The sequence below is a fragment of the Xenorhabdus sp. PB30.3 genome (assembly GCF_963895965.1).
In the GTDB taxonomy this organism is placed as follows: domain Bacteria; phylum Pseudomonadota; class Gammaproteobacteria; order Enterobacterales; family Enterobacteriaceae; genus Xenorhabdus; species Xenorhabdus stockiae.
In genome coordinates, this window is record NZ_CAWQMW010000134.1 from 1 (window position 1) to 19,248 (window position 19,248).

Sequence of the window (19,248 nt, forward strand, 5' to 3'; positions counted from 1 at the left end):
ACGTGCCCAAAAAGGATTGTTTAGGGATGAGGCAGGAAAAATCGAAAGATAAGGATTTATAATGAAGGCAACAAACCGCGTTATTTTCAACGCGGTTTGTCAGCAGTCTGACCACCCGTTATACGGGTGGTTATGATTGCTCGTCGTAAGGCTGCAAATGATAAATCTATTAGAGTATATGTATCTAATGAACTGAAGCTACAGTTGCAAAAAATGTGCAAAGTAGAGGGGATATCTCAAGGTGAGATGATTAGTCGCTTAATCGAAAGAGCCAGTGCGGATCACAGTCCGAATGATGTCAAGTCATAGCTTTCTTGAGAGCAGGGCAAACGGGTCTAAATTATACTGACGTAAATCCGGCCATAAGGACTTTCCACAGATAGCCATTATCCCAGCCTGCTTTTCGACGTTTGGTTTTCACTCCTACTTTAACCGTTTTCTCATTTTTCAGCAGATTAAGGGTTATTTTATTCATGATTGCTATATTTTCAGCAGCGTGACCACTTCTCAGGCGTAGACTATCTTCACCAAAACTGACATCCAAGTGCCAGTGCAGTTTATTTTCAATATGCCAATGGCTGCGTATCGCCCACGCGATAAAGTCCGCTGATTTATCACGGTGACTGGTAATATAGTAGCGCCGTTCATAACTTTCGGGTTTCCCCTGCTCTTCACGCCAGCTTTCCATCATCGCGATACCGCCCAGCGTATGCCATTTAGGATGCCGTTCCCGCAACCACTGGATATCATTAACCAGCCACAACTGACGCTGTTCGATACGACCGTGATCACCCTCCGTACTTCGGGTTTGGGTATGCGCCGTTCCGGTAAAATGATCGGCCAACTGAGTCTCTAAAAAGAGTTTGATATCGTCATGAAATTCGCACTGATTGCCTTTTAATGCCAGTACATAATTTCCCTGGCTCTCAACAATCTGGTCAGCGATTTTGTATTGGCAACCCATCGCGTCAATCGTCACCGTCGAACCACTAGTATCCAGCAACGCCAGCAATTTTGGGATCGCCGTAATTTCGTTTGATTTATCCGATACTTTTACCTGACCAAAGCAGAGCTGGTTCGCCACTGACTAGGCACTGACCAAATGAAGCGCCGGTGCACCATTGGCTTTATCGAACGTTCCTCGCAACGTTTTGCCATCCAAGGCAATGATGTCATCGGAGATTTCGGCTAAGCTGTTCACCCATTGAGTAAAAGCGCGCTCAAATTCTTGGGGATCAAGCCGGTTTATCACATCGTTAAAGGTATCATGGCTGGGGATACCATTGGGCAGCTCCAGAAATTGCCGAAACCAATCTTCTTTGGATTTAGCGTATTCTTCAATCTCATTGAATCCTTCGCAACCACACAGCACGGCACAAATCGAGAGAGTCAGAATATCGATGAGCGCATACCGTTTAGTTCGATTAACACGCGGATCGGTGAGATGCCCAAAGGCATGGCTGAGGGTTGTTTGCATGGCAATGTCTAGGGTTATCACTGATAAAGTACGGATTATAAATCACAAATAGCGCCCCATCCTATTTCTTTGTACCAAATGTACTCAATCAATCACGTTGCTCAATTTAGACCCGTTTGCCCTGTTCTTGAGAGTTTATTCTTCCGGTGCTAGTATGAATATTGTTTAATTTTTGTTTACTAATTTTATTTTTTTGATAAGTATAGATAGAGTATTGGTGGGAACAAAAGCGATTATAAAGGCTTATTGAATTTTTTGTTTCACAGTGCTAGCTTATCAGGGTTTTTCATTGGTCAGTCACGCCGAAAGGTGACTAAATGCGGGCAGTTAATAATGTGGTTAACTAACCGTTAAAAAGAAGAAACCCCACAATCTGCATCAAACTTGGCGGCTTGCATCAGATATATGGGGTATACTTGCAGAAATCGAATTAGTGGTTTCTGCATAGGAGTATAGAACGATGAGACTTCTATTGCAACTTTTTGATCCCCGCCATAAGTGCAGGGGATGTGTTTAAAAATCAACACACCCAATCAACATTTGATCCTTCTGTTCGTCGGCGTGGTGAATCTAATGCGTTACGACGGGGACAGTCGAAAATTCACCGGCGTTATACCCCGAAACAGGATATCAATATTCCCAAAGGAACGCCTGCTCGGTTATCCCGAACCCTGAAAAGCCATGACTGGCGGCGGGATAGTGACCTTATCGCGCTTCGTCAAAAGGGCTATATGCCGTATTCCGAACGAAAAAATCCGCACTATGTGCCAAAGCCTATGCGCGTCAGTACGCGCTCTGAAAGTCGTGAAGCTTTGACTTCATTATCACTGGCCTTTGTAGCAAATGCAGATTTTTTCCCCGGTCATGATTATCTGTTTGAAGTAATGGTGCCTTTTGAATTTATCGCTAAGGCAATGGGCGTGCTGCATGAATATGAAAACGGGCGTAAATCGTATGATGTAGCACTTCATGCGCTTTCAGTCCTTGAGCAAATGGGGCAAATTGTCGTTCATCGGGATAAAGACCGTGATGCGGGCCAAAATAAGCCGATGAGAATTTGGTTGAAACCAGAATTTTTCATGTCCAAAGGTATTCCTCGTAACGAAATCCGCCAGAATTTAATTGACTTCCAAAACTGGGCTATAAAAAGTGGTCAGCTTGAGAATCTGGAAAAAAAATACCAACGTCATTTATTGAACATGGCGCGATTGGGCATTGATGTAGTAAATAAACATGCGTTGCGCCAGCTACTGAAAAAGATTAAACGCTCAGTGGTTGCTCAGGATTTACAGGAACAGAAAAACGAAGCGCTGAGACACATCGAAGACAACATTGAGACTTTGGATAACCAAATGGAAAATCTGGAAGCCGAACTTGAGAAAACGCGGCGTTCAGTGGAGAATCTACATAAAAAGGACAAATCAGATTCAATCTACTGGCGTATGTTTGTCAAATGGCAAAAAACAACAACACCGGTTGCTGTCCATTATGCAAAAAACAAATTAAAAGAGCAGAATCCTCATATAAGCGAGTACTCAGAACAATTTTACCGATTGTTACTTGAGCAAGAAGGCATCATCTTTACTTAACTGAATACTTCTTTGATGACTCATCAGAATAACCGTGCCTAGCGCGGTTTTGGTGTTTCACTCAGCGAGAAATCGCGATTGTTTCTTACCCGTTTCACTCATCTATTTTTGTCTCTATTTCTAACTTGTGCATCTGAAATCGATTCTCTGCTTAAAATTTGCCACTAGGTGTAAAAATAAAACTATTAACTTCGAATAAGAGTTTTAGGGATTTATTAATTTCGAAGCTTATTTCTGAACAAAACAAGCCTTATAAATAAGGAATAAACAGTGGAGTTGAGCCTAAAGGCTACAACTCTCAATAATTAGCCCCTTTCACTTCGTTCAAGGGAAAAGTTCAATATATAACGTCCCGTAAGCGGTCGTAACCGCCCGCCAACGCGCAGATACGCCACGCCTACGCCGTGACCACTGCGTGCCTCCGGCAGAACTCATTAACCCCAAACCCATCTAAAAAGTTTTCTGCTTAGTAGGGCAAGGAGATTTCGACCCCCCATTAATTCCCTCTTGGCCTCGGCGGTTCAACTTTCTTATCCCCATTAAGTTATGAGGAGCCGCCTTTCATTCGCTTCGCTCATAAAATCAACATGATTTGCAAATTATTACACCTACTAATTGATTTTAAAGTAGCACCTGTTACTATAGTACTTGTTACCACTCGGAGGAAATTTGTGGCGTTCTATAAAATCTCATCGTTCAAAAAAAGCACGAAGAAAATTAACATTTCTGATCAACAGTTATTGAATGCTGCAAAAGAAGTTAAGAGTGGGAAGTTTGAAGCCGATCTAGGTAGTGGAGTCATTAAAAAACGAATAGCAATTGGCGGAAAAGGTAAAAGTGGTGGGGTAAGGGTCATCATCTTCTTTAAGGTTAATAACCATCTCTTTTTTGCTGATGGCTGGACAAAAAGCACCATTAACTCTAAAAGTACAAAAGAAATCGAGGATGATGAATTGGAAGCATATAAACAGCTTTCCAAACTTTTCCTTAGCTATACAAACGATAAGATCAATGAGTTAATAACACATGGTATCTTAGAGGAAATTATCTGTGAGTAATAAATTAAACAATATGCTTGAGTTAGCCAAAGAACTACACGCTGTTGATGCTGCACCGAAAAGTTTGGTTAATGATCTCAAAAAAGCCGTTAATACACGGAAAATCAACGATAAGATTAAAGCTGTTACTATGATGACAGGAGCTGAGATAAAGCAACTGCGTGCGCAACATGGAATGTCTCAAGCTATGCTGGCTCTGGCATTAGGAATGTCAAAAGAAAGCATTTCTAAATGGGAACGAGAAGAAAAAAAACCAAGTGGTCCGGCTCTCAGAATGCTCCGTATTCTTGAACGACGTGGCCCGGAAATTTTATTGGTTTAGCTGAAAATAAGATGGGGTTCTACGCCGGAACCGCCGAAATTTGAGACCATAAAAATCTGTGGAACATTTATGCGGCTGCCGATTCTGTCCAACAATGCTCCGTTCCGTCATTTAATTTTATGCCCAGATACCAATGCTCAAATTGGGTTTTCAAATCATCATTCAGTACGGCTGTGCGTGTCTGGATTAAATAATGTGCATCTTGCTGGCTCCATTGCATCTGCTGCTTTTTCACCATTCGTTTAGCAGGGGTTGTAAGCCGGAATCCCAGAAAATTCCGTCACGTTGATTTCTCCCCTCCAGACCCGTGAATTTATCGTCACTATTCCTTTCAAAATATCCCTACAGAAGATGATTGTGTTGTCCGGAAAACGAACGTTAGCTGTAGCGGCTCGCAATCAACTTTTGTCGACCCACACTAAGTGAAAATGAAATTCCCCCCATTATTGCACTTGGCGTACCGTTTGAGTATACCCCAAGAAGACAGCCCGATGAGACAGATTTTGTGTCTTATTAGGGTTGTTTTTGTCTCATCCACATGCTACGTTTCATTCATCTAAAGGTAAATGAGACACTTTCCCCATTATGGCACTTTATGGCTATGCCCGCGTATCAACTAATGATCAGGATCTCGCCCTACAGTCACAAATGCTTCGTGCTGCCGGCTGTGAAATCATCCGAGCCGAAAAAGCCAGCGGAACCCGACGGGATGGGCGGAATGAACTGCAATTGTTGCTGGATTTTTTGCGTCCAGGCGATACGCTTATTGTCACGCGTATAGATCGTCTGGCGCGTAGCATCAAAGATTTGCAGGATATTGTTTATGCCTTAAATCAGCGGGGAATTACCCTTAAAGCGACAGAACAGCCTGTCGATACACACACGGCAGCCGGAAAAGCTTTCCTCGATATGCTGGGTGTCTTCGCTGAATTTGAAACTAATCTTCGCCGTGAACGTCAACTGGAAGGGATTGCGGCGGCAAAAGCGCGTGGTGTGTACCGTGGACGGAAGTCATCCATTGATTCTGCTGAAGTGTACCGTCTGTATGTAGTGGAAAAAATGGGAGCTACGGCGATTGCCCGTCAACTTGGTATTGGACGGGCCTCAGTTTATCGTGTGTTAGATAACTATGGGCAGCCGGCGTAAATCCATTCCTGTCGACTCCTTGTTGCAATTACGGCAACGGCTAGACCGCCTGCCGCCCAAAAGCCCGGAACGAGCAACACAAATTGCGGCGATCGTGCAGCTGTACAGCGTTTCCGTTACCACGGTTTATCGGGCGCTTCACTTTGCTCTTAAGCCACACTCGGTTCACCGGTGCGACCATGGTATGATACGCATACTCACCCGGAACTCAGGTATATAGAAACCCGGTGTGCTTCACTGATGTCTTATGGATTGACCGCTAATCTGCTCAAAGATATTCTGCCAGTAGGAGAACACTGTAATGCCGCCACAGTCAGAAATCATCTTTGCCAGACAGCCAAGAGACAAGAGGCCGAATTAGAGGGGTTACCTGATTTTCTCCCCGGTGAGCTCCGAGAATGGGAAAAATTACCCTAACCGGGAAAACCGATGACGGTGGGCATTGATGGAGGCTACGTCAGAAACTGGGACGACCGAAAACACCATTTCGAAGTCATCGCCGGAAAATCATTCGCGGCTCATGTTCCGACCAAACGCTTTGGTTTTGTGCAATGCCTGGAAAATCATCCCCGAAGAAAACTCATTGCCCAGTTATCTTCACAGGGAATGCAGGCGAATCAACAAATTACTTTCGTATCAGATGGCGCTGATAACCTCAGGGAGCTGCAATTTAATTTGTACCCTGAATCCCAGCACGTGCTCGACTGGTTTCATATCACGATGCGCCTGACCGTATTAAAACAATATGCTAAAGCGGTATCTAAAAACGCCCCTGAACTCGGTGCAGAATTATTGGCCTCGTTAACCCGTACAAAAGGGTATCTCTGGCATGGAAATGTAATTAAGGCATTAGAACACCTGGATGACTGTGTTGCGATGTGTGATGAGGATATCTCGCATTATGATAATAAGAAATCCTTGTCAAAACATCTCGATGAAATGTACACCTATATTGAAAATAACCGCATGATGATCCCGAATTACGGTGAAATGTACCGATATGGCGAACCGATTTCCTCTTCATTTGTTGAATCGACAATCAATGAAGTCATCGCTAAACGGATGGTGAAAAAGCAGCAGATGCAATGGAGCCAGCAAGGTGCACATTATTTAATCCAGACACGCACAGTCGTACTTAATGATGATTTGAAAACCCAATTTGAGCATTGGTATTTACACAGCCACTTTGTATGCGCTGAGCTTTGTGCTTTAATGCCCATAAACACCTTTCCTTATTTGAGTTACGAATATTAGCTTGAACATCTATATCGTAACGGAAAGGTGTTTTTCTTGGTATAACCTTTGAACTCCACCCGCAAAGCGGGTGGTTTTATGTTTAAGACGCTAACGCGACTTAAACTGGCTAAAGCCATAAATAAAACGCCCGGCAAACGCCGGGCGCTTGTCATCAGTTTATCGTGGGCAGCCCTATGCACTCCGCCAGGTCATCGAGGGCTTGATACAGGGCATCGATATCAGCCGTCGTGTTATATAAATAGGCGGAGGCTCGCAGGATCTCTCCGCCGGCCAGGGCGCCGACGAAAGGTTGAGCGCACAAGTAACCGCTGCGGCACATGATGCCGTAGGCGTCGCTGAGCAAGCGGGCGATTTCTCCGACCGAAACGCAGTCCGAGAACTTGAAGGCACCTATGGCATGGCGGTTTTCACTGTCGGCGGGGCCGATAAGCTTGAGATAAGGGCGGGAGGCCGCCCCGGAAAGCAGCGCGTTGACCAGGCCTCTGTCGTGTTCACGCCGCGCCGTCTCATCGAAGCCGGCTAACAGATGAAAAGTCGCGCCGGCGCCGATGACGGAAGCAATCGCCGGTGTGCCTGCTTCAAGATGATAGGGCGCCCGGCGATTTACCTGACCATCGGCATCCACCCAGTCAACCGTGCCGCCACCGAATTGCAGCGGTTTAAGTGCGTCGAGGAGATGCCGGTTGGCGTACAAAAAGCCCAACCCGGTTGGCCCCAGCATTTTGTGTGCGGAGAAGGCGACAAAGTCGGCGCCCAGCGTATGGAGGTTGAGGCAGCCGTGCGGCAGAGACTGCGCGGCGTCCAGTACGATAACGGCATCGCTTTGCGTGCGGATCATCTCGATCATTCGCTCAATGGGGTGAACAACGCCGGTGACATTGGAGCAGTGCGTCAAGGCAACCACTTTCGGCCGTTGCGCGAGCAGCGTCTGGAAATGATCCAAATCAATCCTTCCATGATCATCGGTTTGGATGAACCTCAGGGTGGCCACTTGTCGCCAGGGCAAGAGTTGGGAATGATGCGAATCGATACCGGCGATAACCAGATCCGATTTTCTCAGCTCCAATCCTTGCGCCACGATGTTCAGAGCATGGGTCGTATTGTGGGTAAACACGACTTCGTTGGCCTGCGCGCTGATATAATCCGCTACCGAGTGGCGCGTGGCTTCATAGGCGTTAGAGGCCTCGTCGGAGAGACGGTGTTTGCCGCGATGGATATTGGCGCCGTTCTGACTGTAATACTCCGTTACGGCATCAATCATGACGCGCGGCTTTAAGGTTGTCGCAGCGCTGTCGAGATAGTTGAGAGGCCGTCCGTCTATTTCCTGCATCAGCGCAGGGAACTGACTGCGTTCAATAAAATGATTCGTCATGGATGGGATGCCCCGTTATATCTGGAAATGCAGGATTGGAATTTTCCGCTGCGTTCGCAGGCGATGTAATCCACGGCTTCGAAAATGATGTCGCGGGTTTGGCAAAGTGCGCTGATGCGCTGTTGCAACGCGAGCAGCTCGGGCGATGACGCTTGATTGGGGATATAGCGAAAACGAAGATTTCCAACCTCGTCTTGTTCCAGCTTATACAAATTAATCGCCGGGCAGTCGGCCACCGCCAGATCGACGTCGGCAGGCGTCACAATCGCCCCGTTTTTACCGATGACGTTATGGGTGGCGCGCCCTTCGATGGTGACCAATGGCAAAGCGGCGCCACAGCTGCAGGATTCTGACGACAGGCGGTACAGGTCGCCGGTGGCGTAACGAATGCGCGGTAGCAAGCTGTCGTCGATGGTGGAAATGACCAACTCGCCGATCTCATCTAAGGCCGATTCCCGCTCCCCGCTTAAAAACTCCAGGAAAAAGTCTTGGTTGTTGATATGCAAACAGCCGTGGTGGCATTCGAAGCCGAGGTAACCCAGCTCCGACATGCCCAGCATGTTGCCAATCGGCGTTTCGTCACCGAAGAAGCGTCGAATTTGACGTCGTGCAACCTGCGTCAAATGGGTATAGCCGCAAACGATATGCAGCTTGTTGGTGGTGACAATGTTGCGGTCCAGCTTGTCGGCCTCTCGAATTAAAAAGGCCAAATGCGTCGGGTCCACCACCAAAATTTCCGGATCGTAGGCGGCGATTTCGTCCAGTGCTTGGTTGATCATCCTGGCCGGGGTCGCCAATAAATCGTGAGCGACAGGCAAGACCAGCGTGCCGTCGGCCAGCGTGCGTTCCTCCATGGTCGTCAGGCCGATGCCGCACTCGACGTCGGAGCAATTGGGAGGGGCATAGCGGCAAATGCGCGGCCGGTCACCAGGGCGCCACAGCGCATTGAAGTTCGCATTGACGCCCATGCTGGTAGCCTGCCGCCGCGCCAGGTCATAGGAAAGGATCGCGCTGTTCAAGCGCTCTCCTGAGGTCCCCGAGCTTTGAAAGCGCATCACATGCGGCCCGGTCAGCGTGAATCCGGCAGCTAAAACCCCTGACGGATAGTTGCACCGATAGTGCAGCTTGCGGGTGACGGGGATGCGTTTAAAGTCCGCTAGGGTTTTAATGTCGTCGGGCCGAAGGCTCGACGTTTCCATGTGAGCTTTAAAAAATTTCACATTTTCATAGGCGTACGCCACTTCACGGCGCACATCTTTAAATGAACCCGATTCGCTCATGTCATTGCCACCATAATGTTGCGCGGCGGTGTAAACGGCCGCCGGCCGTGGGAAATGGTTTCGTTATCCAAAATCAGAATGTCACCCTGTTCCCAGTCGAACAGGATTTCTTCTTGTTGATAGGCTTGTCGAATCAGTGCCAGATCTGTTGACAGTATGGGGCTGCCGTCGCCAAGCAGTGCATTACGCGGTAGCTCATGCTCGGCGAATTCGCGTCTTAACTCACGTTCCGCTTCCGCCGGCAGATTGCTGATGTGGAACAGATGCGCCTGATTAAACCAGATCCCCGCACCCGTTCGCGGGTGAGCGAGGGTCGCCTGACAAATTTGGCGCGTGCGCAGTCGTCCTTCACCCAGCCATTGACATTGGATGTCGTTCGCCTGGCAATACGCCTCAACCTCCGCCTGGTTTCCCGTTTGGAATACCTGCTGCCAACTGAGATCCAAACCCTGCCCAAAATTGCGCACGTACATCACGCCGTGGGCTTCAAAACGTGCACGCAGGTCCTCCGGTAGGCGCGCATAGACGCCCTGACTGTCGGCAAGCGGCGTCTGCCCCCGATCGCCTGGTTTGACGGCGCAGTGGAAAAACAACCGCTTGGGCCAACTGCGGGTGTAGGACATCTCATTATGTTGGGGAATATGCTGGTCGGCCGGATACTCGGTCGAGGTATATATCCCTTCGCTGATATTGCTGCGCGGCGTGGAGCGGTGAGTGTATCCCAGCAATGCGCCGGCCGATGTTTGCACAAAGGCGCGAAAAGCCTCGACATCTGCGACTTTGAAGCCGCGCAGCAAAACGGCGCCAGACTCGGCTAACAAGCTATCTATATAATCCCAGCTGTTTTGCCCCCACTCGGGGGCGGATAGGTTGGCTAGCGCCGGGCGCAACATGACACCTTTAGCGCCGGCATGGGTCAGTGGTGACGCGGTGACCAGACTGGTGACGGATACGCCTTGGCTCTGGCGCCGTCGGGCGAATAAACCGCTTGTTGTTTCGTTCATATTGCCAGTTCCTGAGAGTGACGTTGTTTATCAATGTTGCGGCTGAGGCCGGCTACGGTCGCATCCATAAACACGCTGCGCAGATTGAACGGAATATCGAAGGTGGAACGGATTTGAGCGACCAACTTTGTGGCGATCAGCGAATGCCCACCGATGTCGAAGAAGTCGTCGTGTATGCCTACACGGTTGGCCAGCAGCAACTCCTGGAAAATGGCCGCGACACTTTTTTCCGTTTCGCTTTGCGGCGCGACATAGTCATCGGCGTTGGCGGCGATAAGCGTATCCGGTGCCGGTAGCATGCGGTGATCGACTTTGCCGTTGTGGTTTAACGGGAAGCGGGAGAGCGACACGATTTGTGAGGGGAGCATGAAATCCGGCAGGTAAGCGGCGAGATGCTCACGCAGCCAATCGGCATTGCCGTTGTCGCCGCTTTGCAGGACCACGTAAGCCAACAGATGCGCGCTGCCGGATTCGCCTTGTTCAACGACGCAGCTGTCCAAAACCTCCGCATGTTTGCGCAGCGTGCTTTCTATTTCGGCCGGTTCTACCCGGAATCCGCGGATTTTCAACTGACGGTCGATACGGCCAAGGAACTCCAGGCTGCCATCGGGAAGCCGGCGAACTTTATCCCCTGAACGGTAAAGCCGGGCATTGGAGCGCTGGCTCCAGGGATCGGCGATAAAACGGGGACGCTGATCTTCAGCGCTCTGCACGTAGCCGCAAGCGACCGTTTCGCCGCCAATATATAACTCACCCGCGACGCCCATGGGAAGCAATGCGCCATGCGGGTCGACGACATAGCAGCGGGCATGCGGCAAGGGGGTACCGAGGGGAACGGTGGAAGCCAGCCTGGCGTATTTATCCGACGCTACCTGCTGCGCAATGGCGCCCACGCAGGTTTCGGTTGGCCCATAATGGTTGTAGATGCGACAACCGTTCGCAAAATCGTTGAACAGGCGCCACATCCCCCAACTTAACACCTCGCCCCCCAGCAATAAGGCCTTGCCAGGCATCAGGCGCGCTGGCGCGTCCGCCAGCGCGAATAGAGATGCCATATGAGAAGGGGTCAATTTGAGGACGTCATACTCGCTTTGCTCCATATAGCGAATTTGCTCCTGAATATCCTCGGCGTATGTGAACGGTGAGATGTCGATGCAGCCACCGGTGACCAGTGCGGGGAACAGGGTAGTATTGCCCAAGTCGGTGGTGATGGGGCCAATGGAGAGATAGGTGAGCGCTGCACCCAGTTCCGCACGCTCAATAATGCCGGACACATAGTTCTGCAATTGATGATGAGCGATCTTGACGCCTTTCGGCTCTCCGGTAGAGCCGGAGGTGTAGAGCACATAAGCGAGGCTGTCGGCAGACGCGGTAAATGGCAGCGCGGAGTCATCCAGCACGCCAATGTCATTCCACTGTGCATCCAGCGCCATCACGGGGAGGGTGAGCTGTGCCTGGCGATGTTGCGCTTGAGCGACAAGCATCAGTGCCGGCCTGGTTTGCTTCAGGATGGTCTCCACCCGCTGCTGGGGCAGTTGAGGGTCGAAAGGGACATAGCAGGCTCCGGCTTTGTGGATGGCGATGATAGCCGCCAGCGCCAGATCGCTGCGTTCAAGCATCAGGCCGACCGCTGCGCCCTGTTCCACCCCATTGTTCAGCAAATGGCGAGCCAACTGATTGGTGAAGGCATCCAGCTCGGCGTAGCGCCAAATTCGCGAGTTGTACTTTAACGCCGGCGCATCGGGAGTCTGCGCCGCCTGGCGGCTGAAAGTATGGTACCAACAACCGAGGGCCGGCGATGACGACAGCGCGTTATGGGTGCTTTCAATCAAAATGCGTGTTTCATCGTCAGTCATAAGCGGAAAGCGATCGAGCATGGCCTGCGGTGTCTTGAGCAGCGCCTGCAGCGTGGCGCGGAACGCTTGTTCAATCGTTGCGATCCCTGCCGCATCGAAGACGCCTTGCTGTATCTGCAACTCAAGGTGGAGGCGTTCACCGGCATTCACCTGCAGAGATAATCTGCAGTGTTCCGGTACAGGGATGGCGGTACGGTTTTCCCAATGTAGCAGGGGCGTTTCGATTGCCGACGCCGCATTGAAGAATTGATAGCCGAACTCGCCGGCTGAATGCGCATCACCCGGCTGGCGGCCGTCTTGTTGCTCGCTCAGTCGCAGCGCTTGCTGACAATGTTCAGCGAACTGCAGCAACGTCATGTCAGCGTTGGGCTGCACGATCGTATGCACTGCATATTCGAAGCGACCCAGAGCCTGCTGAAGTTCCGCAAAAGGGCGGCCGGCAAGGTTTGTGCTGAGCGCAACACGGTCGGGATATTCCGCTATGCGCCATAACGCAGCGCTCCAACAAGCGTAAAGCAGAGCGCGAAGGGACAATGCGTTGCCTGTTGCCAGCGCTTGTAGCTGAGATTGTGTTTCCCTCGCCAGCGTTATGGGGCGGCATTGCCTATCCTGGCTGTCGGACTTGAACTCGAGCGGCAGGCGCAAAGAAGAGATGGGCTCGACATGAGCAACGGCGGTTTGCGGGATGAAATCCTCGCGCTGCCATTGGGCAAAATCGACGTATTGTACGATGGGGGACGACGCGCCAGCCTCACCGGCATAGAGGCGGCTCAGCGCCGCCATCATCGCGTCGGCGGAAACATAGTCCAGGCTGGCGGCGGGCAGTGAAATCACCAGCGTATGCCGGTCGGCTGTCATGCGGTAAAGCGCGGCTTTGAGTGGCCGTGCTGTAGCTACGGGGCTTACGCATGCCGATGCCGCTTCTCCCTCGTTGAACGGGTTAACGTCCGAAGGCTCACCGTCCGCCATAATCAGCTCGGGCTGATAGGGTTCATTGATGACCATCAGCACATCGCTGTGTTCTCCCAACACGTTTCTGAACGACGTTCGCAAAATCTCATGTTCATTAATCAGCGTGGTCAAGGCCGCGATTAAACGGTTAGGGTCCAAAGATCCTGACAGAGAATACGTTGCGGTGAAATATTGCGGGCTATTTCGGGTATTTTGCTTAATCAGCTGTTGCTGCTGAAAAGACAGGGGAAACCCTTCCCAGTTATTCTCTGGTAATACCATGTTTTCTGCAGTTTTCATTTTTTTATTACCCGTTAATGGTTTTGTTCCAAATGGACAAGGGTTTTTCACCTAGATATTCCGCGACTAACTCCCAAAACATGCCGTATTCCGCCGGCAGATTTAGGCAGGTGTGATATTTCTGCGTAGGAGTGTGCGCCAGCACGTCCGCCAGTTTTAAGGCTAACAATGCTTGGAAATGACCTAATGAAACGTTGAGTGTTCGGCCGTTCCTACGATCCTTCAGACAAGGTTGTCCTTCCGGTTTGAGGATATTACGGAAGCTTTTACTCAATGATTCGTAACTCATGACGGAGAAGTGATAAACCAGCTGTTCGGCGCTTTCGCCGATACTGGCTCTGACAATTTCCCTTTGAGATGACGGAATGTCACCAATCTCATCAGTATGTAATCCCTGTGTGCCGTATGCGCCGTGAAATAATCCGGATAAGCATATCGTCTCGTCACATTCCATTTCCCTGAGAAGATGGTGTGTTCGTATTAAATGATTCATTAGTGGCTCATCTAAATGAGCCACTTTATGTGCGCCCAACTTCACCAGCTGCGGCTGGTATTGCGCGATAAGCTTGGCATCTGCATCCATCATTTTTTCCTGTCAATAAGATCAGTCGTTGGCGGTGATTCGTTGTTTTCTTTGTTGCATTAGGCGTTGTCGGCCGGAGAGCCGCTGTGCGGTTGCCTGAGACGCGCCCGCTGCATCGTTCTCTATGTGACCGGCCAGCCACTCGGCGAGGCTGCGCAAAGTGGTGTACTGAAAGAGCGTGACGATGGGGATCGTGCGGTTCAGCGCGTTCTCCAGCGTTTTGTGTGTCCTTATCAAGCTGGCGGAGTTACCGCCGAGATCAAAAAAGTTATCCGTAGCGTTCAGTGCCTCGCAGTTAAGTTCGTCCTTCCAGATATCGGCGATCGTCATCTCATAGTGTCCTGACGGGGGGGCGTGCCGATCGCCGGCGCCGTTCATCGTTATTGGCTCCGGAAGCCGCTGTTTATCCAGTTTGCCATTGGCAGTTAAAGGAAATGCTGACAGACAGGTGAATACGGCGGGGATCATGTATTCGGGTAATTTGGTGCGCAGATTGGCGCGTAGCCGTGCAATCGCCTCCTGATTGTGTTCCTCGCTGACGATATAGGCGCACAGCCAGAGGCGATGACGCTCACCTTTAATCACGACGCAAGCGCCGTTTACGCCGGGTTGCGTGAGTAGCGCAGCTTCGATTTCGCCCGTTTCAATGCGGTATCCATTGATTTTTATCTGCGTATCTTGCCGTCCCAGGAATTCGATGGTGCCATCCGGAGAGAATCGGGCTCTATCGCCGGTTCGATACATTCTGGCGGTTGGCGTCAGGCCATATGGATCGGGCAGATAACTGCGCGCCGTTTTCTCTTGATCGCCGAAGTAACCTTCGGCCAATACCTCGCCGCCGATAAACAGATCGCCCTCGACCGCGATGGGAACGGGCTGCAGTTGCTTATCCAGTATGTAGTAGCGAGCATTTTGAATCGGTTTGCCGTAAGGGATGCTGCTCTGCTCCGGCGCTACCCGCTCGATGATAAAGAAGTTGGACCAAATGACGGCTTCAGTGGCGCCGCCCAAGCCAACCAGCTGCAGGTTGGGGAACGTTTTACGCAGCTTGTCCGGCAGCGATACGGGGATCCAGTCACCGGACAAGAAGGCCAGGCGTAATGTGGGAATCGGGTACGTCGGGAAATAGGGTTCGCATTGATCGAGCGCGATGGGCGCTGAGTTCCAGAAGGTGATGCCCTCTGCACAGACGATGTTGGCCAGTGTACTCGGATCTCTGGTTTCATCTCGGTCGGCGAGGCGAATCGTTCCGCCTGCGGCAAGCATGCCCAGCAGATCGTAGACGGACAGGTCGAAGGCCAGTGACGTGACGAACAGCGACTTGTCGCTGGCGTTCACGGTGAAGGTCTTGTTTACCCACTCGATCAGATTGATTACCGGTTTATGCCTGACGGCGACCGCCTTGGGATCGCCGGTCGTTCCTGATGTAAAGATGATGTAAGCCAGCGCGTCCGATGTGATGCGGCTCTCCACGGGAATCGAAGGCCAGGAGAGGCCCTCGCTTATTGCGACGTGCACGTGCGCCAACGAGGTAGGCGCTTGTGCAATCAAGGCGGCGGCGGTATCGGCAAACAGCGCGTCAGTTGCGATACCGGTGATGCCGGCGATACGGATCATCGCTTGAAAACGAGCTGGAGGGCTGGCGGGATCGAAAGGCACATAAACACAGCCCGCTTTCAGAATAGCCAACATGGCGATGACCATCGCCGGGCTGCGATCGCACAGGATAGCGATGCGTGCGCCGGCGTCGAATCCCTGGGCCAGCAAATAATGGGTCAAACGATTGGCACGCGCATCCAACTCAGCGTAACTCATCTCGTTCCGCGCATTGCATAGCGCGATGTGGTGAGGTGCCTGACTGGCTTGCGCTTCGAACAGCTGATGAACCAGCCGATCGCCGGCATAATCGCATTGCGTGGCGTTCCAGCCGTCGAGCATGTTGCGGCGCTCATCGTCAGAGAGCAAAGGTAGGGTATTGACGACGGCCTCATCGTTTGCGAGCGCTGCACTCATCAGCGTGAACCAATGGCCGATCAGGCGCTGAACCGCGGCATCGGTAAAGCGTTCCGTGTCGTATTCGAGATTCAGCTCAAGGCCGCCGTTGCTGAGACGGAAAAAGAAGCCCAGGCTGAAACGGCTGGTCAACAAGTCGATGGGCAGGTGGCTGGAGCCGGTATCCCTCATCGTCCACAGTGGCTGTTCTTGCTGCAGTGATAGCATGACGTTGAGCGCCGGCGCGCCATTGGCGGTGCGTAGTCCTTTGACGTTATCGATCACCGTTTCATAAGGAACCTGGCCGAACTGCATGGCTTCCTGGGTACATTGCCTGGCCTGACGTAATAATTCACCGACGCGCGGCTGGTGCCGCATATCGCCGCGCAAAATAACCGTATTGACGAAATTGCCGATAGTTGCGGCAAAATCGTGGTTGTTTCGCGTTTGTAGCGGTGCGGTCAACAGGACATCGTCGGTATCTGCCAGGCGCCCCAAATAAGCCCAGGTCAGCGCCAGTAACCCGTGGAACACAGAGACTTCATGTCGGCGGCAAAGCTGAGAGATCGCGATGAATTTATCTTCTGGAATGGGGACGCTTAACTGGCGACCTTGCCCCCGCTCCTGGCGCGGCAGCGGTCGATCGCAGGGAAGTTGCGGGGCGGCCGGTGGTTCGGCCAGCTGTCGTTGCCAATAAGCCAGAGCCTCGGTTTGCCGGCTTTCACAGTGTGTCAGCCAGTGGCAATAGTCCTGGTAACTGAGGGGCGCAGGAGAGGTATCCGAGGTCGTATTCTCATAGGCCGCGGAGAGTTCGGCCAGCAAGATGTCCATGGAGCCGTCAACGGCGATGTGGTGCGTCAGCATCACCACCAGATGCAGGTCTTGCTTGATCTTGAGGGCCAGCACCTTGAACGGGATTTCTCCGGTCAGATCGAACGCCGTGCGAGCGAAGGCATTCGCGCGGTTCCAGGCCTGTTCCCAGGCTGCTTTTTCATCCCACCCACACAGGTTTTCATGATGAACCACCGGCGGGTAGGTTTGGGCGATGCATTGCCGCAGACCCTGCGCGCCTTCTGCATAGCGCGTACGCAAGATGGCATGTTGCATCACGACTTGTTCCGCTGCGTTGGAAAGACGGCTTAGATCCAGTGGCCCCACGATTTGAAAAACGGCTGGAATGTTGTAGCGAGGCGAGCCGGGCAACAGTTTTTCCAGCATCCACATTCTCGATTGCGAGGGCGAACAGGGTGCTTCGAGAGTGATTTGTCGCGTATGGCCGACGCACGGCGGCGCATCGGCGTTTTTCGTCCATTGTTCAATAAGCCGTGCCTGACGCGAGAGCGTATCGGCAGCCAGGAGCTGTTCTATCGCAAGGTCAGCAGAAAACTGCTTTTTGATCTCATGAGCCAGTCGGGCGAGCAGTAAAGAATGCCCGCCGAGACCGAAGAACGTATCGGTGCGATAGACGTCAGCACAGTCCAGCAGCTGGCGCCAAAGTCCAGCCAACGATAGCTCTGTGGCGCCTTCAGGCGCTTGGCCCGCACGATTTTCATGTTGCGTTCGGCAGTGTCTTAAGGCGCCTCTGTCAATTTTTCCGTTAGGCAAACGGGGAAGTTCATCGAAGGCCATCCACTCCGCCGGTAGCATGTAGACCGGCAGTTGGGTTGCAGCCCAGGCGATAATGGCATGACGATCCGCCGGAGAGTGCAGCTCCAGCGCGCAGCGTAAAGATTTGCCCTTGTTCGCTGATTCGACCACCACCACCGCCACTTCTCGCACACCGGGATGCCGACGGAGCAGGGCGTCAATCTCACCGATTTCGATACGATGGCCGCGGATCTTGACCTGGTCGTCGCGACGGCCGAGGTAGAGCAGGCGTCCATCTTCAAGCTGCTTGCCATAATCGCCTGTGCGGTACATGCGCGCCCCTTTGGGGCCGGCGGGGTCGGGCAGGAAGGCGTCGTTGAGTTCTGGACGATGGTAGTAACCGCGAGCGACGCCCGGGCCGGCCACGTAGATTTCCCCCGTTTCTCCCGGCGCTACGGCGTTGCCTTCCGCGTCAAGCAGGTAACAGCGTCGGCCCGTCAGTGGCGTGCCGATGGTGGGATGCGGGTCTGAGGCCAAAACTTCACCGCCGGTGGAGTAGGTAGTATCTTCCGAGGGACCATAGAGATTAAAGATTTTTGCCGTCGGGCATTGCCGCCTGAGCGTATGCACCAGGTGCATCGGCAGCGGTTCCCCGGCTAAGTTGATAATCGGCAAATGGGATGGCAACTCACCGATTTTAACCATCTCGTTGATGACCGAAGGTACGGTATTGAACAGCGTAATATCGTCACGCTTGTGCCACTGTAATAACGCCAGGGGATCTGCCAGCATATGCACGCACCCGCCCTGAGTAAGCGGAGCAAAGATTTCAAAGACGGAGAGATCGAAGGTGATCGACGTGCCACAAGCGACCTGCGACAGTTGTTCGTCAGTATAGGTTTGGTGGGCCCAATCGATAAGCGACAGGGCGTTGCCGTGTTCGATCATCACCCCTTTGGGAACGCCGGTGGAACCGGAAGTAAAGATAAAGTAAGCCAGTTGAGTGGCGCAGGTGTTTCGCTGCAGTATGGCTGCGTCGGGGCGCACGCTTTCGTCGACGAAAACGGGTGTAATGGTGTCGGGCAGCCTGCTCGCTAGCGCCACTGTTGTAATGACGTATTTGGCCTGGGCGATCTCCAGCAACAGTTCGGTGCGTGCCTGGGGATGCTTGGGGTCGAGCGGCAGATAAGCGCAATCCGCCGCCATGATGCCCAATAAGCTGGCGGGGATATAGCGATCGCGCGGAAGATAGACGCCGACGGCCGTTTCTTTCGCCAGATTAAGCGCGGACAATTGCTGTGCGATACTCAACGCAGCATGCCGTAAGCATTGATAGTCCATTATGCCGCTTTCGTCGATCACGGCCGGGCGTAGTGGCGTTGCCATCGCCTGAGTGAAGACGGCTGCGTGCAGCGTATGGGATTGCGTCTGGTTTTCCGGTCCAATACCTTTCATGCTTTGCATTGTTAACCCT

At 51.9% G+C, this 19,248-nt stretch carries 11 protein-coding genes and 4 pseudogenes; 7 read left to right on the forward strand and 8 right to left on the reverse strand.

Annotated elements, in window-relative coordinates:
* Positions 1 to 132: 132 nt before the first annotated feature.
* Positions 133 to 309, forward strand: coding sequence for a RepB family protein (locus AACX38_RS12160; protein ID WP_228864395.1), 177 nt, complete (start codon positions 133 to 135; stop codon positions 307 to 309).
* A 31-nt stretch (positions 310 to 340) separates the two neighbouring features.
* On the opposite strand, the pseudogene AACX38_RS12165 reads toward AACX38_RS12160, so the two are convergent.
* A pseudogene (locus AACX38_RS12165) lies at positions 341 to 1,477 on the reverse strand (ISAs1 family transposase).
* Positions 1,478 to 1,986: 509 nt separating this feature from the next.
* Between AACX38_RS12165 and AACX38_RS12170 the strand changes: the two are divergent.
* The 3 genes from AACX38_RS12170 (at position 1,987) to AACX38_RS12180 (ending at position 4,446) form a co-directional block, all read left to right on the forward strand.
* Complete coding sequence (locus AACX38_RS12170) at positions 1,987 to 3,066, forward strand: Replication protein (RefSeq protein WP_228864396.1); 1,080 nt, start codon at positions 1,987 to 1,989, stop codon at positions 3,064 to 3,066.
* Between the two features lie 671 nt (positions 3,067 to 3,737).
* Positions 3,738 to 4,124, forward strand: a complete 387-nt coding sequence (locus tag AACX38_RS12175) for a type II toxin-antitoxin system RelE/ParE family toxin (protein WP_228864397.1) — start codon at positions 3,738 to 3,740, stop codon at positions 4,122 to 4,124.
* Positions 4,117 to 4,446 carry a helix-turn-helix domain-containing protein gene (locus AACX38_RS12180; protein WP_228864398.1) on the forward strand — a complete coding sequence of 110 codons (330 nt, stop codon included), beginning with the start codon at positions 4,117 to 4,119 and terminating at the stop codon, positions 4,444 to 4,446. Before AACX38_RS12175 ends, AACX38_RS12180 begins: the two co-directional genes overlap by 8 nt.
* Before the next feature lie 67 nt (positions 4,447 to 4,513).
* Here AACX38_RS12180 and AACX38_RS12185 read toward each other — a convergent pair.
* Positions 4,514 to 4,693: pseudogene (locus AACX38_RS12185) on the reverse strand (ISKra4 family transposase); the annotation flags it as partial.
* Positions 4,694 to 5,031: 338 nt separating this feature from the next.
* On the opposite strand from AACX38_RS12185, the gene AACX38_RS12190 reads away from it, so the two are divergent.
* The 3 genes and pseudogenes from AACX38_RS12190 to AACX38_RS12200 all read left to right on the forward strand — a co-directional run.
* Positions 5,032 to 5,592, forward strand: a complete 561-nt coding sequence (locus AACX38_RS12190) for a recombinase family protein (RefSeq protein WP_228864399.1) — start codon at positions 5,032 to 5,034, stop codon at positions 5,590 to 5,592.
* Positions 5,576 to 5,791: pseudogene (locus AACX38_RS12195) on the forward strand (IS481 family transposase); the annotation flags it as partial. The gene AACX38_RS12190 and the pseudogene AACX38_RS12195, both read left to right, overlap by 17 nt.
* A pseudogene (locus AACX38_RS12200) lies at positions 5,773 to 6,846 on the forward strand (ISKra4 family transposase); the annotation flags it as partial. The pseudogenes AACX38_RS12195 and AACX38_RS12200, both read left to right, overlap by 19 nt.
* Positions 6,847 to 7,000: 154 nt before the next feature.
* Here the strand turns inward: AACX38_RS12200 and AACX38_RS12205 are convergent.
* Genes AACX38_RS12205 through AACX38_RS12230 form a run of 6 tightly spaced genes read right to left on the reverse strand, consistent with a single transcriptional unit; the run spans position 7,001 to position 19,238 of the window.
* Entirely contained in the window at positions 7,001 to 8,221 is a 1,221-nt protein-coding gene (locus tag AACX38_RS12205) for an aminotransferase class V-fold PLP-dependent enzyme (protein ID WP_228864400.1), read from the reverse strand.
* Complete coding sequence (locus tag AACX38_RS12210) at positions 8,218 to 9,501, reverse strand: phenylacetate--CoA ligase family protein (RefSeq protein ID WP_228864401.1); 1,284 nt, start codon at positions 9,499 to 9,501, stop codon at positions 8,218 to 8,220. The genes AACX38_RS12205 and AACX38_RS12210 overlap by 4 nt, the downstream gene beginning before the upstream one ends.
* The gene (locus AACX38_RS12215; protein ID WP_228864402.1) at positions 9,498 to 10,505 is read right to left on the reverse strand and encodes a TauD/TfdA family dioxygenase; all 1,008 of its coding nucleotides are present in this window, start codon (positions 10,503 to 10,505) and stop codon (positions 9,498 to 9,500) included. Before AACX38_RS12215 ends, AACX38_RS12210 begins: the two co-directional genes overlap by 4 nt.
* Complete coding sequence (locus AACX38_RS12220) at positions 10,502 to 13,612, reverse strand: non-ribosomal peptide synthetase (protein WP_228864403.1); 3,111 nt, start codon at positions 13,610 to 13,612, stop codon at positions 10,502 to 10,504. The genes AACX38_RS12215 and AACX38_RS12220 overlap by 4 nt, the downstream gene beginning before the upstream one ends.
* Before the next feature lie 7 nt (positions 13,613 to 13,619).
* Positions 13,620 to 14,198 (reverse strand): DUF6817 domain-containing protein, encoded by a 579-nt coding sequence (locus tag AACX38_RS12225; protein ID WP_060440533.1) that lies wholly within the window; start codon positions 14,196 to 14,198, stop codon positions 13,620 to 13,622.
* A gap of 18 nt (positions 14,199 to 14,216) precedes the next feature.
* Complete coding sequence (locus tag AACX38_RS12230) at positions 14,217 to 19,238, reverse strand: non-ribosomal peptide synthetase (RefSeq protein ID WP_228864405.1); 5,022 nt, start codon at positions 19,236 to 19,238, stop codon at positions 14,217 to 14,219.
* Between the last annotated feature and the right edge of the window lie 10 nt (positions 19,239 to 19,248).